The 13,375-nt window shown below is 65.0% G+C and carries 13 protein-coding genes; 7 read left to right on the forward strand and 6 right to left on the reverse strand.

The window, feature by feature from the left end; all coding sequences use genetic code 11:
• Positions 1-247: 247 nt before the first annotated feature.
• The 6 genes from MRBLST15_RS06755 (at position 248) to MRBLST15_RS06780 (ending at position 6,170) form a co-directional block, all read left to right on the forward strand.
• Positions 248-487: a hypothetical protein gene (locus tag MRBLST15_RS06755; protein ID WP_312705303.1), complete on the forward strand. Its 240-nt coding sequence runs from the start codon at positions 248-250 to the stop codon at positions 485-487.
• Positions 488-497: 10 nt separating this feature from the next.
• A complete protein-coding gene (locus MRBLST15_RS06760) occupies positions 498-845 on the forward strand; it encodes a hypothetical protein (protein WP_312705302.1) in 348 nt (115 codons plus the stop codon).
• A 124-nt stretch (positions 846-969) separates the two neighbouring features.
• Positions 970-1,182, forward strand: coding sequence for a hypothetical protein (locus MRBLST15_RS06765; RefSeq protein ID WP_367785539.1), 213 nt, complete (start codon positions 970-972; stop codon positions 1,180-1,182).
• Positions 1,183-1,914: 732 nt separating this feature from the next.
• On the forward strand, positions 1,915-4,137 hold the full coding sequence (locus MRBLST15_RS06770) for a methyl-accepting chemotaxis protein (RefSeq protein WP_367785540.1): 2,223 nt from the start codon (positions 1,915-1,917) through the stop codon (positions 4,135-4,137).
• A gap of 154 nt (positions 4,138-4,291) precedes the next feature.
• Positions 4,292-4,660 (forward strand): glycine zipper 2TM domain-containing protein, encoded by a 369-nt coding sequence (locus MRBLST15_RS06775; RefSeq protein ID WP_025873797.1) that lies wholly within the window; start codon positions 4,292-4,294, stop codon positions 4,658-4,660.
• Positions 4,661-4,880: 220 nt separating this feature from the next.
• Positions 4,881-6,170: a hypothetical protein gene (locus MRBLST15_RS06780; protein ID WP_367785541.1), complete on the forward strand. Its 1,290-nt coding sequence runs from the start codon at positions 4,881-4,883 to the stop codon at positions 6,168-6,170.
• A gap of 13 nt (positions 6,171-6,183) precedes the next feature.
• Here the strand turns inward: MRBLST15_RS06780 and MRBLST15_RS06785 are convergent, their stop codons facing one another.
• The 5 genes from MRBLST15_RS06785 to MRBLST15_RS06805 all read right to left on the reverse strand — a co-directional run bounded on the left by MRBLST15_RS06785 (position 6,184) and on the right by MRBLST15_RS06805 (position 11,870).
• Complete coding sequence (locus tag MRBLST15_RS06785; protein ID WP_033830664.1) at positions 6,184-7,314, reverse strand: ABC transporter permease; 1,131 nt, start codon at positions 7,312-7,314, stop codon at positions 6,184-6,186.
• Positions 7,311-8,498 carry an ABC transporter permease gene (locus MRBLST15_RS06790; protein WP_367785542.1) on the reverse strand — a complete coding sequence of 396 codons (1,188 nt, stop codon included), beginning with the start codon at positions 8,496-8,498 and terminating at the stop codon, positions 7,311-7,313. Before MRBLST15_RS06790 ends, MRBLST15_RS06785 begins: the two co-directional genes overlap by 4 nt.
• On the reverse strand, positions 8,483-9,496 hold the full coding sequence (locus tag MRBLST15_RS06795; RefSeq protein WP_265951634.1) for an HlyD family secretion protein: 1,014 nt from the start codon (positions 9,494-9,496) through the stop codon (positions 8,483-8,485). Before MRBLST15_RS06795 ends, MRBLST15_RS06790 begins: the two co-directional genes overlap by 16 nt.
• Positions 9,489-10,865, reverse strand: coding sequence for a TolC family protein (locus MRBLST15_RS06800; RefSeq protein WP_367785543.1), 1,377 nt, complete (start codon positions 10,863-10,865; stop codon positions 9,489-9,491). Before MRBLST15_RS06800 ends, MRBLST15_RS06795 begins: the two co-directional genes overlap by 8 nt.
• Positions 10,866-10,976: 111 nt before the next feature.
• Positions 10,977-11,870, reverse strand: coding sequence for a LysR family transcriptional regulator ArgP (locus MRBLST15_RS06805; RefSeq protein ID WP_367785544.1), 894 nt, complete (start codon positions 11,868-11,870; stop codon positions 10,977-10,979).
• Between the two features lie 104 nt (positions 11,871-11,974).
• Here MRBLST15_RS06805 and MRBLST15_RS06810 point away from each other — a divergent pair, with 104 nt between their 5' ends.
• Entirely contained in the window at positions 11,975-12,589 is a 615-nt protein-coding gene (locus tag MRBLST15_RS06810) for a LysE/ArgO family amino acid transporter (RefSeq protein ID WP_367785545.1), read from the forward strand.
• On the opposite strand, the gene map is transcribed toward MRBLST15_RS06810, so the two are convergent.
• The gene (map, locus tag MRBLST15_RS06815; protein WP_367785546.1) at positions 12,586-13,368 is read right to left on the reverse strand and encodes a type I methionyl aminopeptidase; all 783 of its coding nucleotides are present in this window, start codon (positions 13,366-13,368) and stop codon (positions 12,586-12,588) included. The genes MRBLST15_RS06810 and map overlap by 4 nt on opposite strands.
• Positions 13,369-13,375 lie beyond the last annotated feature (7 nt).

Raw genomic sequence — 13,375 nt, forward strand, 5'->3', positions numbered from 1 at the left:
GAAAGGCCCAAAAGAGCGCTTGGCGGACTAACGCCCGCCCAGTACGCCGCGCAGTTGGCGACGAAGAAAGATAACATCAGCACCGGACTCTAAACCCGCCCACTACTCAAGCCGGGGGGACGTCGGCCGAGCGGCAGAAATTGGTGCGAAGGGGTTGGAGGTTTCGCCAGGAAAGTTCGACTATTTGTTTGGTCGTGTGACTAGTAATTCACACAATGCGGCTCGTTCAAATCAGTTGGCGCTTGAGATGAAGAGGCTTGGTGTTCCAGACGATGCTTTTGGTCGTCAGATGCTCATCGACCATTTGGCCGCTTCCGCCAAGGCTGAAGGCAACGTGACCAGTACTTTCGCCAATCAGTACGGAAAATTCGAAGTCAGAGAGTCGTTGTTCATGGGGCCATCGGGCAAGGCGGCAAATTTTCAGAGTACATTTCAAGTGCTTGATGATGGAACTCGTATACTCAGTACAGTCATACCGCGTCACTAAGGAGGTGGAAGTGAAATTTCCGAGCACAACCGAGTTCTTTGAGGAGTTTGGTATCGAGCCCGTTGAGGTTGATTCGAGCTTGGCGCTTTGTCGCTATAGAAAGAAGTCAGAGAATAGCGATCTTGAGATTGATGTCTCTTTTAGTGCTGTGATGAAGTCGTTCCAAGTTGTATTGAGTTTTTCTACCCAAGAGTTGGCAGTTATTTCGTCTGAGAATGTGAAGTCTATTGAGTTGATTCGAGGTGCTGCGGAGGCCGGAGTTCGTGTCGTATTCGAATTCTCCGATTCAATTTCGGAGGCAATGGTGGTTTTTGAGCCTGAGATCGGTTGTCGATGGTGGACGTTGAGAGATATGTAGCGACGTCCCGGCCCTGAGTAGTGGCTGAGACTAAAATCCAGTACTAATGTTATCTCTGTTCCTCGCCAGTTGCGCGACGTACTGGGCGAGCATTGTCCGCAAAGCGCTCGATAGGGTCTTTGCAATGTTCTACTTCCTCCGGATCGACTATTCCCGCGGCCCAGTCGATGAAATTGGCGGCCTGCTGGGCTCGCTTGGATGGAATCTTGCGGAGGATCGAAGCCGGACGGACGCTGGTGCTTGGCACGACTGGCTGGGCGCGGTGAGAACGTTCTTGAACAACAGCTCGGAAGTCGTGAAGGACATGAGCGCTACCTACGCTGACCTGAAGCGATAGTCGGATTGTCGCGAGTGTCCGTGGTTGAGTTGGGGTATCGCAAATCCATGTGATTCAAAGTGACTTCGGTGGATGCATGAAACCGGGAATGAGAGCGCTCTGCCGAGCCGCCAGGGCAATGATTATTGCCTAACTATGAAGGCCCGACGTCGAGTTTTTCGCTGTTCCTTGAGGCTGAGGCCGGTGCCAACCTGGAGGCCCTGTTGCACGCCTTGGATTTTATCCAGGCTGAATATTCCGGCGGTCCGGACGGTCTGAATGGGTATCTTCCAGCATCCAACACAGGCTTCGGCTTCGGCATTGTCGACCCGCCGGAGGCTGTCGTCGCTGAAGGGATTGAAGCCGACTGGCGGGTTGGACTGCTAGGAACGTTCCATTTCCGCGCCAGTGGGTGTGACGCGCTTGGGAGGAGATCTGCCGATTCATCAAGAACAACGCCACGGCGTGTGAATTCCGGTTTGTGCTCTCCTTCCAGTTCGAGAGCTCGGGCGGGATCTGATCTTGCCGGGGCTGCCGCCCCTTAGTATCGCGCAACTGACATGGCCAGCCAAACCCATCCTGTGACGGCGCCATTTGTCGACATGTCCTTCGGATATAACGCCTCTGTGGAGAGCCTGATTTCACACCTTTCTGCACAGTTTCAGAGTTTTGGATCGATATAATAAAATCGGCCCATAAAGTTTCCCTTGCCCGTGCCGCCACCGATATAGGGCCACGATCAAGGGAATTGAGATGCTCGCCTTACGCAACCTCCGTGTGGGATTCCGGCTTTCTGCCGGCTTCGGTCTGCTGTTGCTGTTCATCATGGCCATCGTCGGCCTGGTGTTGTACGGAAACCATCTGAAGTCCGCCCAGTTCGAGAAAGTGGTGGGCGTGAACATGGTCAAGATGCGGTTGTTGAACGACATGCTCGATACCAACAACGCGGTGCTGATGCATCGCCGCCTGATGGTGATCAAGCGCGGCGAGGAGTTCGACAAGGATTACCAGCGGGCGCAGGAACTGAGCCGCACCTACGATGGAATCTGGGGCAAGTACGTCAAGATTCCCCGCGATGCCACCGGCGATACGCTGGTGGCGCAGATCGCGGCGGCACGCAGGGCCACCGACGTCTCCACTCGACAATTGCACGAGCGGATGAAGGCGGGCGACTACGACGGTGCAACCACCGAGCTGCTGGCCGAGCACGGTCTGGCCACGGCCTGGAATGGAGCAATCTCCAGCCTGCTGCGGCACCAGGAGACCCTGACCGAACGCAGCCGTGAGGAATACCGCGCCACGGAAGCGTGGACGGGAACCCTGTCCATCGCCTTCGGTGTGCTCAGCCTGATCCTCGGTGCACTGGCTGCGTGGGCGATCACCCGCAGCCTGACCCGCCCCTTGGCGGGTGCGGTGAAGCTGGCCGATGGCATCGCCAACGGTCGCCTGGACAACGTCATCGATGCCTCGGGCAATGACGAGGTGACCCAGTTGCTGAAGTCCATGCAGCGCATGCAGGGGCAGCTGCAGGCGGTGATGGCGGCGCAGGGCGAGATGGCGCGGCAGCATGATGACGGCAGCCTGGGCTATCGCATGGACGAGAGCGCGTTCCCCGGCGATTACGGGCGGATGGTGCATGACACCAACGCGCTGGTGGGTTCCCACGTGCACGTGCAGAACCGCCTGATCGAGGTGATGAAGCACTACGCGCGCGGCGACCTGTCGGTGGACATGGATCGTCTGCCTGGCGAAAAAGCAGCAATCACCCAGGCCATGGACGAGACCAAGTCCAGCCTGTCGGCCATCAATGGCGAGATCCGCCGCCTGGCCACAGCTGCGGCCGCCGGTGACTTCAGCCTGCGTGGCGACGAAACACGCTTCGAGCACGATTTCGGCGAGATGGTGACCGGCTTGAACCGGTTGATGCAGACCACCGATGAGAACCTGGTGCAGGTATCAAGCCTGCTGCAGGCGATCTCGCGCGGCGATCTGACCGTACGCATGCAGGGCGATTTCCACGGTGTGTTCGCCCGCATGCGCGACGACTGCAATGCCACCGTCGAGCAGCTCACCCAGATCGTCGGCCGTATCCAGGCCAGTGCATCCAGCATCAATCTGGCGGCGGGGGAGATTGCTTCCGGCAATACCGATCTGTCGCGGCGTACCGAGCAGCAGGCGGCCAATCTGGAAGAAACGGCAGCGTCGATGGAGGAGCTGACCTCCACGGTGAAGCAGAACGCCGAACATGCGCGCCAAGCCAACCAGTTGGCCATCGGTGCACATGGGGTGGCCTCGCAAGGCGGCGAGGTGGTTGGCCAGGTGGTGACCACCATGACGGCCATCGAAGCGTCGTCGAAGAAGATCGCCGAAATCATCAGCGTGATCGATGGCATTGCCTTCCAGACCAACATCCTGGCGCTCAACGCTGCGGTGGAAGCGGCGCGCGCGGGCGAGCAGGGCAGGGGCTTTGCCGTGGTGGCCAGCGAGGTGCGGACGCTGGCGCAGCGCTCGGCGGGCGCCGCCAAGGAGATCAAGGGCCTGATCGAAGAGTCCGTGGGCAAGGTCTCCGACGGCTCGGCGCTGGTGCGTCAGGCCGGCACCACGATGGGCGAGATCGTCGCCTCGGTGCAGCGGGTGACCGACATCATGGCCGAGATCTCGGCGGCCTCGCAGGAGCAGAGCTCTGGCATCGAGCAGGTCAACCAGACCGTGATGCAGATGGATGAAGCCACCCAGCAGAACGCCGCGCTGGTGGAAGAGGCCAGCGCGGCTGCGCGGTCGATGGAGGAGCAGGCCAACCTGTTGGCCGAGGCGGTGTCGGTGTTCCGCACCGGGGCGTCGGTGGCGGCCGCAGCCGTCCGGCCGATGTTGGCAGCGGTGGCCGCGAGCGTGCCGCCGGTGCGTCGCGTGACCGGCGTGCCGCCGCGGATCGCGCCGTCGCTCGCGGCCAACACGGGTGGGTGGGAAGAGTTCTAAGCCGGGTGGGAGACGGCGCCCATCGCGATGCTGGTCGCGATGGGCGCATTTTTGTTTCCTGAACCGATGGTGGCCGCTCAACCCCCGCAGACGCGGATTTCACCTGCATTTGCCACCCGCAGGCAGACACTTGCGCCATACCGGAGCACAGGAGATGGCCATGAAGACCTCGACCCGATTGATGGTGCTGGGCACCCTGCTGGCGGCGTCGTCCGTTGCTGGCGCACAGAATTACGGCCCGCGTGATGAAGGGCGCAAGTTCAACGATGGCAGCCGCGTGGTCTGCAAGAACGTTGAAGTGCAGCGCAATACCCGCGATCCCAACCGCATCACCGGCACCGCTACGGGCGCCGTGGTCGGTGGCCTGCTGGGCAACCAGGTGGGCGGCGGCAACGGCAAGAAACTGGCGACGGTTGCAGGTGCCGTGGCGGGCGGCGCAGCCGGACGGCAGATCCAGGGCAACCATCAGCAGAAGACCGGCGACCGTGTGGTCGAGCGCCGTTGTGAGCGCGTCTACCGCTGATCCCTCCATGCGATAACCCCTTCCACACTGCTGTACCCCGAACGCCGGCCCTGTGCCGGCGTTCTTCGTCTCCGGTCCCGTTCCGCGGAGCAGGGCGCATGCCTATACTGCGCCGACCTCCAGGGATGAATGACCAGTGAACGAGTCGACTGCTGTAGACCGTCGGGAACCGTCGGATGTTGCCGACGCAATACCTCGCACGACAGCCAGCTACTCCCGTGTGCGCGATCGCACCGACGAGCTGGAGCTGTTCATTTCCGGTCTGCTCGCCTTCGCACTGCTGGCCGTGCCGGGCTATCTGTTCGACGCGTGGGCGCGCAGCAGCCTGCATACCGAAGGGGTCTATTTCCAGGCGCTGTGGTTTGCCTTCAGCATCGGCGTCGGCATGTGCTACGTGCTGGCGGTGGCCTTGATCATCCACCTGGCGGTGCGCGGCTACTGGATCGGCCTGATCGGCCTGAAATCGCACTTCCCCAACGGCATCGACTGGGATCGACTGACGATGCTGGGGCCGCTCTCGCGCGCGTTCCTGAAGCAGCGCGACGGCGGGCTCGACGGCACCATCGAACGCGCGGACCGGCTTGCCACCATGCTGTTCTCGAGCACGCTGCTGTGCGTGCAGACCCTGGCCGGCACGCTGGTGGTGGCGATTGTCTCGCTCGGCGTGGCGATGGCCATCGGTGCCGCCTTCGGCGATGTCGATCGCATCACGCTGGCGATCGTTGCGATGCTGATGGTCTGCCTGCTCGGGCTGGCGATGGTGCCGATGCTGCTGGAGAAGTCGATTGCGCGGCGCCACGCGCGGGGCCTGGACACCGCACGGCAGGAGAAGCAGCTGCAGTCGGTGCTGGCGGGGCTGCAGCGGGTGCCGATGCTGCGCCTGCTGCAGACCATGCAGTGGACCCTGCAGAGCAACCTGCGCGGTCGTTCGTTCACGGTGATCTATATATCGGCGGTAATGCTGGCGATGGTGCTCGCTGCTCTGCAGGTGTACGGCTCGATGAAGTTCTCGCTGTTCAACCGCTACAGCGTGATGACCGAAGAAGCGGTGGACCACGGCATGCTGGGCGCGCACTACGAATCGCTGCGCTCGGCGCACGACCAGCTGCTGCCCTATCCGATGATTCCGGCCGATACCATAAGTGCATCGCGGTTGCGGCTGTTCATTCCGCACCGTCCGCAGCGTGACAATCCAGTAGCACGGCAGCGCTGTGCCGGTGGTGCCCGCAACGAAGCGCAAGGCGCACTGGCGGCCACAGCGGCGGTGAACTGCATGGCGCTGCTGTGGACGGTGCAGCTCGATGGCGGCAGGGTCGACCTGCATGAGTTCGTGCCGATGGAGCGCCGCGACCTCGACATGCGCGGGCTGGTGGGCTACCTGCCGATGGCGGATCTGAAACCGGGCCGGCACGACCTGCGACTGGTCTGGAACCCCGAGGGCGGCGAACGTGGGCCCAGCCGCCGCCGCGAATACAGCATCCCGTTCTGGTACGCACCAGAGCCGAAATAAGGGACGGAGGGGATTACGTCGCTCTCTTCCCCTCCGTCCCTTTTTTGCTGTGCAGGCGCCAGAGGGCGAGGGCGCTGTACAGCACCAGCAGCACGGCCAGGGTGATCAGTTCGTGGCTGACCTCGGCCAGGCTGGCGTCCATCTGGTTGAGTCGCACCATCAGGTTGATGCCGGAAGTGGTGGGCAGCAGTTGCGCCAGCCACACCAGCGGGCGCGGCGTCATCACCGCCGGCCAGGACAGGCTGGCCAGGAAGAACAGCGGGATGGAGGTGGCGATGATGTACTGGAAGGCGCGTTCGCGGGTGCGGAAAAAGCTGCCAATGAACAGGCCGAACGCCACTGTGGCAGCGATGAACAGCGTACCGCCCAGCAGCTGGCCGAGCGGGTTGCCGCCACGCGGATAGTCCTGCACCCACGCGGTGAAGCCGGCGTACCAGAACAGCCCGAACAGCCCGATCAGGCCGAAGCCGAGGGCCATGCCGGTCAGGGTGGGCAGGTCGAAGCGCAGGCGCCGGCCCAGCACCAGCCGGCGACCGCCGAGCAGCACGCCGATGCCCATCAGCAGCGTCTGGTGCACGATCAGTTCGGCCACGCCGGGCACGATCGCGCTGCCATAGCCTTCCTGCGTGTTGAACAACGGCCGCTGCACGAGGGTGACCGGTGGCGCCTGTGGCGCGCCCATGAACGCGGCCTGGGTGACCGCGGCTTCGCGGCCGAACGCGCCCAGTGCATCCGCCACGCTGCCCAGCACCCAGCTGGCGCGGCCGAGATAGGCGCCGTTGCCGAGCAGCACCAGCTTGGCCGGATGGCCACGCAGGATGTCGCGTTCCAGGTTGGCCGGGATCAGCACGATGCCTTCGGCATGACCTGCTTCCAGCTGTGCACGCGCTTCCTGCAGATCGGCTGGTTGCCCGACCACATGGGCCACGCGTAGCGAATCGAGCTTGCGCAGCAGTTCGCGGCTGGTCGCGCTGTGGTCTTCATCGACCACCAGCACGGGCAGGTTGCCGGCTACCTGATGGCGATAGGCGGCGGGGTAGAAGAACGAGTACAGAATCACTGCGCCGACCATCACCACGATCGCATAGCGGTCGCAGAGCACGGCCAGCAGGGTCTGCCGCAGGCTGTGCCAGATCCTGCTCATGCGCCGGCCCCGGCGGGTTGCGCGGCCTGCGGTGTACGCGCGAACGCCAGCAGGCGCCAGCCACCGATGCCGCCGGCGACCAGGATCATCAGCAGCAGCGTGGCCAGCGGCCACAGCGACACCACCAACGGCGAGCCGATGAACTGCTGCTGGGTCTGCAGCTTGATGTAGGCGCTGAGTGGCAGCAGCAGGTGCCAGACGCGGGTGAACAACGGCGCGTCGATCACCGGGAACGTGGCGCTGGAAAAGGCCAGCGCGGTGCCGATGCTCAGACCCACGGCGGACAGCGCAGTGCCCATGTCGCGGGTGACGCCGACGAAGAACAGGGCATAGGCCGCGGTGGCCAGGTAGAACAGCGGCTGTGCGAGCAGCAGCAGAACCACGCTGCCGGCGATGCCGTCGCCGCGCAGCCAGGCCAGGTAGGCCGCGCCCAGCGCGCCGTACAACGAGAACAGCAGCACGTAGGGCAGCACCTTGCCGGCAATGGCCGACCACGGCGTCTGGCCCAACCAAGCGGGGAGGGTGCCGTCGCGGATCTCACGGCCGAGGCTGCCGGCCACTGCCAGCGCCAGCACCAGCGACAGTACCGCCGGGAAAATCAGCGGCAGCAGGAACAGCTCGTAGCTGCGTGCCGGATTGAACAGGATGTCCGACTGCACCGCGATGGGCGCGGCGCGCAGCTTGCCCGGCCCGACCTGCAGGCCGATGCGTTCGCGCAGCAGGCGCGCGTTCCATGCAGACACCGCATCGCCGATATCACGCGCGGCGGACTGGCCGGTGGTCATGTAGGTGGCGTTGTAATAGGAAAACACCGTGCCCTGCCGGCCGCGCAACGCCTGGCGGGTCACATCGCGCGGCACCAGCACCACCGCGAATACCTCCAGCCGGCGCAGCTGCGCGCGTGCCTCCTCCATGCCTGCCGGTTGGCTGGCGATGCGCACGCCAGGGCTGGCATCCAGCATGCGCAGCAGCAGGCGGCTGTCGCTGCTGTGGTCAAGGTCGACCACGGCAATCGGCACATCACGCATCACCGATGCGGAGAACATCCATGCCATCACCACCAGCATCAACAGCGGCAGCACGGTCACCAGTGCGAGGTCTGCGCGGTTGCTGCGCAACCGGCGCAGTTCGCGCTGCCATGAGTTGTCGAAGCTGCTGCGGCTGGTGTTCAGTGCTGCGGCCATGCGAACAGCACGCTCATGCCGGGGCGGAAGCCCTCGATGCGGCGTACCGGGCGCACCCGCACTTCGAAGCTGCGCACGTCATAGCCCGAGGACTGACGCGTGGTGCGCCAGGTCGCGTAGTCGCCCGCAGGATTGATGAAGTAGACCTCGAATTCGTCGTCCTTGCCGAGCGCCGGCACGCTGCCACGCAGCTTGCTGCCGACCTTCAGGCCCTGCATCTGCGATTCGCGCAGGTTCATCGACACCCACATGCGGTCGATGTCCACCAAAGTGAACACCGGGTACCCGGCCGGTACCAGTTCACCCGGGTCGGCCATGCGCTTGTTGATCTCTCCGGCCACCGGCGCGCGCCCTTCCACTTCAACGCGTGCGGCGTTGACTTCCGCCACCGCGCCCTGCGCCTGCTGCACCTGGCCCTGCGCGGCACGCTTGTCCTGTTCGCGCGCACCGGCCAATGCCATGTCGTACTGGGCGCGGGCGGCGCGTGCCAGCTCGCGTGAGCTGGTGGCCTGGGCAGCGGCTTCGTCGCGCTTCTGGCGTGTCATCACCCCTTCGTTGAACAGGTTCTGCACGCGCTGATAGGTGGCGTCGGCGAGGGTGGCACCGGCTTCGGCGCGCTTCCAGTTGGCTTCGGCCGCGCGGATGTCTTCGCTGCGTGCGCCGTCGTTGGCCTTGTCGGCCACCGCCTGCGCCGCGGCCAGAGCACCGTGCGCCTGCTGCTCCTTGGCCGCTACTTCGGGGCTGTCGAGCAGGAACAGTACTTGTCCGGCCTGCACGCGATCACCCTCGCGCACCTTCAGTTCGGCCACGCGCGCAGTGATCTTGGCCGACACGTTGAGGGTATCGGCGTCGGCCATGCCCTGGATCTGGTCGGCGGGGCTGCGCCAGGCCAGCCACAGGCCCAGCACCACCGCCACCAGCAGCACCACCAGCAGAATCGGCCCCAACCGGCGCTTGCCCGGGGGCGTCGTTGCTTCGTCGTGCAACACATCACTCATGATCGATCACCTCGTCTGCACGCCGCCGATAGTCTTCGAAGCGGTCCATCTGTCCACTCACCTCAAGCAACTGCGCCAAGGCGATATCGTATTGGTAGGCCGCCTGCGCACGTTCGACGCGGGCGCCGCCGAGGCCGAGCCGCGCATCGATCACGTCCAGTGAGGTGGCCTGGCCTTCGCGGAAGGCCAGCTCCTGCAGGCGCAGGTTCTCGTCGGCCTGGGCGATGCTGCTGTCCAGCAGCACGAACTGCTGGCGCGCGGTTTCCAGCTCGTTCCAGGCCTTGCGCACACCCAGTGCCACCTGGTTCTCGGCCTCGCGCAGGCCGGCCTCGGCCTGTTCCTGCTGCGCGCGTGCCGCGCTGATCTGTGCCGGCCGCGAGTTCGGCGACAGGAAGGTGTACTTCAGGCCGATGCCGAACGCCCAGTCCGGATCGGTCAGCATTTCGTCGCGGCGACGGAAATCGTACTGGCCAAACAGGAACACCGTCGGCTTGAGCTTGGCCTGCTGCACGCGCACGCCCTGTTCGGCCTGCGCGACGATCGCCCGCAGGCGCGCGATCTGCGGCTGCCGCGCCTGCGCGGTGCGCTCGAAGCTGGTGACCGGTTCCAGCGGGGTACGCTGCACGAACAGCGGCGACAATGGCTGCACATCGCCACCGCTGCGCAGCAGGGTGGCCAGCGCAGCCTTCAGCGTGGCCAGGTCATTGAGCGTCTTCTGGTACTCGCGCTCGGCCTTGTCGCGGGCGACGGTAGCCTGCAGGCGCTGCGCGCGCGTGGCGAAGCCTTCGCGTTCCAGCTTTTCGGCATCGGACAGGTGGCGGTTCAAACCATCGCGCACATCGCGGCGCACGACCACTGCCTGTTCGGCCAGGCGCTGGCCGAAGTAGGCCTGGGCCAGCTGCACGGTCAACGACTGCCGCTGCGCTTCGCGCTCGGCGCTGGCCTGTTCGCTGGCCGCACCGGCAGCACGCTGCGCGGCGGGAATCAGGCCGCCGGTGTACAGCGGCAGCACTGCAGTGACCACCGGCCGCGTGCGCCAATCGCGTTCGGTGAACGACAGCGGCGAGTCGATGCCAAAGGCCTCGGCCACCGGTGCCAGTGAGCCCAGCGGCAGGGTCAGTGTCTTCTGGAACTGCAGCCGGCGCACTTCGCCGGTGATCTCCGGCAGGCGCAGCAGGCGGGTGGCTTCCTGCAGTTCTTCCTTGTTGCGCACGCCGGCATCAGCAGCGGCCAGTGCGTCGGAGACCTGTTCCAGCCGCTGTCGCGCCTGTTCCCATTCCAGTGCGGGAGGCGCGCTGGTCTGCGCCGCTGCAGCCAGCGGCAGGCTCGCCAGCAGGGCCAAACCGGCAGCGCTGAGTGCGCGGTGCATCCTTGTCCGTGGGCAGCTCAGGCGCATGCCGTTCCTGTAGTGAAGAAGTGGGCAAACGGTAGTGGTCCGGGCGTGAAGCCGGGGTCTGCGGTGGTCAGGATCATGCTCTTTTCAACGTAAGGTGTTGCCAGCGGCGGTGCGCAGCGCCTGGGTGATGTGCTGCAGCGTGCTCGAACGCACGGCGGCATGCTGCCAGAACAAGGGTACGTCGAGCCAGCGACGAGGTTCCAGCACCACTACCTGCCCGGCCTGTACCGCTGGCGTGACCAGTGCCTCTGGCGCCAGGCACCAGCCGAGTCCTCGTGCGGCAGCATCGACGAAGCCGGTGGAGGAGGGCAGGTAGTGTACGGGCGGTTGCAGGCGTGCGCGGGTCAACCTGCGCAGGAAGCGCCATTGCAGTTCATCCTTGCGGTTGAACACGATCATCGGCGCCGACGCCAACGCGTCGGCCTGCATGCCCTTGCTGAAGTGGCGCCGCGCAAAGGCCGGTGAGGCGATTGCGTGATAGCGCATCGCGCCCAGCGGATGCACGTTGCAGCCCTTCAGGGGCTTGCGTTCGGCGGTGACCGCGCCCAGCACGCTGCCGTTGCGCAGCAGGTCCAGGGTATGGTCCTGGTCGTCCATGCGCAGGTCGAACAGGTAGCCGTGGCGCTGGTGCAGCTCGGCGATGGCGGCGACGAACCAAGTGTCCAGCGAATCGTCGTTGACCGCCAACGGAATCGGCGTGCGGGTGGCATCGCTGCCGCGGTCCGGCAGCAGTTCGGCCAGCGCTTCGGCCTGCAGAACCTGCATCGGCCGCACCCGCCGCAGCAGCACTTCGCCGGCAGCGGTAGGCCGGCAGGGCGCTTGCCGCACCACCAGCACCTGGCCCAGCCGGTCCTCGAGCGCCTTGATCCGTTGCGACAACGCCGACGGACTGATCGACAGGCGGCGTGCGGCGGCCTCGAAGCTGCCTTCTTCAAGCACCGCCGCGAAGGCGCTCAACTGCGGATGTACCAGGTCCACACGATGCCTCTTCAGTTTTTCTGTACAGCATAAAGAAAAATCAGCTGGCCTTAACGGGTCCGTTGGCTGCACCCTGCGCCTCCTTTCACGGTGGAGAGCGTCGGATGTGGATTGCTGCGGCCATGGCCGGCCTGTTTGCGGGCGCCGGCCTGATCATCGCCATTGGTGCGCAGAACGCCTTCGTGCTGCGGCAGGGCCTGCAGCGTCGCTACGTGGGCATGGTGGTGCTGGCCTGCATGGGCGCCGACATTGCGCTGATCCTGGCCGGCGTGGGCGGCATGGGAGCACTGGTGCTGCAATGGCCGTTGCTGTTGCAGGTGCTGCGCTTCGGCGGGGCCGCCTTCCTGCTGTGCTATGGCCTGCAGGCCGGGCTGCGCGCATGGCGCGGTGGCAGCGCGCTGGCCGCGGCCGATGCCAGTGGTGGCAGCCGGCGGCAGGTGCTGCTGGCCTGCCTGGCCTTCACCCTGCTCAACCCGCACGTCTACCTGGATACGATGGTGCTGCTGGGCAGCCTGTCCACGCGCTATCCGGGCGACCTGCGCTGGGCGTTCGCGGCGGGCGCCTGCGTGGCCAGCGTGCTCTGGTTCTGCGGGCTGGGATTCGGCGCCCGGTTGCTGCAGCCGGTGTTCCGCAACGCGGCCGCATGGCGGTTGCTGGATGCAGGCGTGGCGGCCTTCATGCTGTGCCTTGCGCTGCTGTTGCTGTTGCGTCCGCTCTAGGCCGCATCCACCGCGCACAACGGTGTTTCACCGGGGCGCAGGGTCAGCACGCGCACACCGCTGCGGGTCACGGCTACGGTGTGCTCGAACTGCGCCGACAGCTTGCCGTCACGGGTGTACACCGGCCATTCGTCGGGCTGCTGGCGGATCGCCGGCTTGCCCTGGTTGAGCATCGGCTCGATGGTGAACACCATGCCTTCCTGCAGTTCCATGCCGGTGCCGGCATGACCGTAGTGCAGGATCTGTGGCTCCTCGTGCATCTCCTGCCCGATACCGTGGCCGCAGTACTCCTTGACCACGCTGTAGCCGTGGCTGCGGGCATGGCGGGCGATGGCGTGGCCGATATCGCCCAGGCGCGCGCCGGGCCGCACAGCGGCGATGCCCTTCCACATGGCCTGGTAGGTCACCTGCACCAGCTTGCGTGCGGCGTAGTCGACTTCACCCACCAGATACGTGGTGCTGGAATCGGCGATGTAGCCGTTCTTCTCCAGCGTGATGTCGAGGTTGACGATCTGGCCCTTGCGCAGCACGTCATCGGCCGACGGCATGCCGTGGCAGATGACGTTGTCGATCGAGGCATTGAGCACGTACGGGAACCCGTACTGCCCTTTGCTGGCGGGCCGTGCCTGCAGGTCGTCGACGATCATGCGTTCGACGATGTCGTTGATCTCCAGCGTGCTGCGGCCCTGCAGAGGTAGTGCGTCGAGCATCGCGAAGACCTGCGCCAGCAGTCGCCCGGACTCGGCCAGGCGATCGATCTCATCGGGGCGCTTGATCATGGCCATC

This window comes from Stenotrophomonas sp. LST15-1-1.1, assembly GCF_040815575.1.
Taxonomy (GTDB): Bacteria; Pseudomonadota; Gammaproteobacteria; order Xanthomonadales; family Xanthomonadaceae; genus Stenotrophomonas; species Stenotrophomonas lactitubi_B.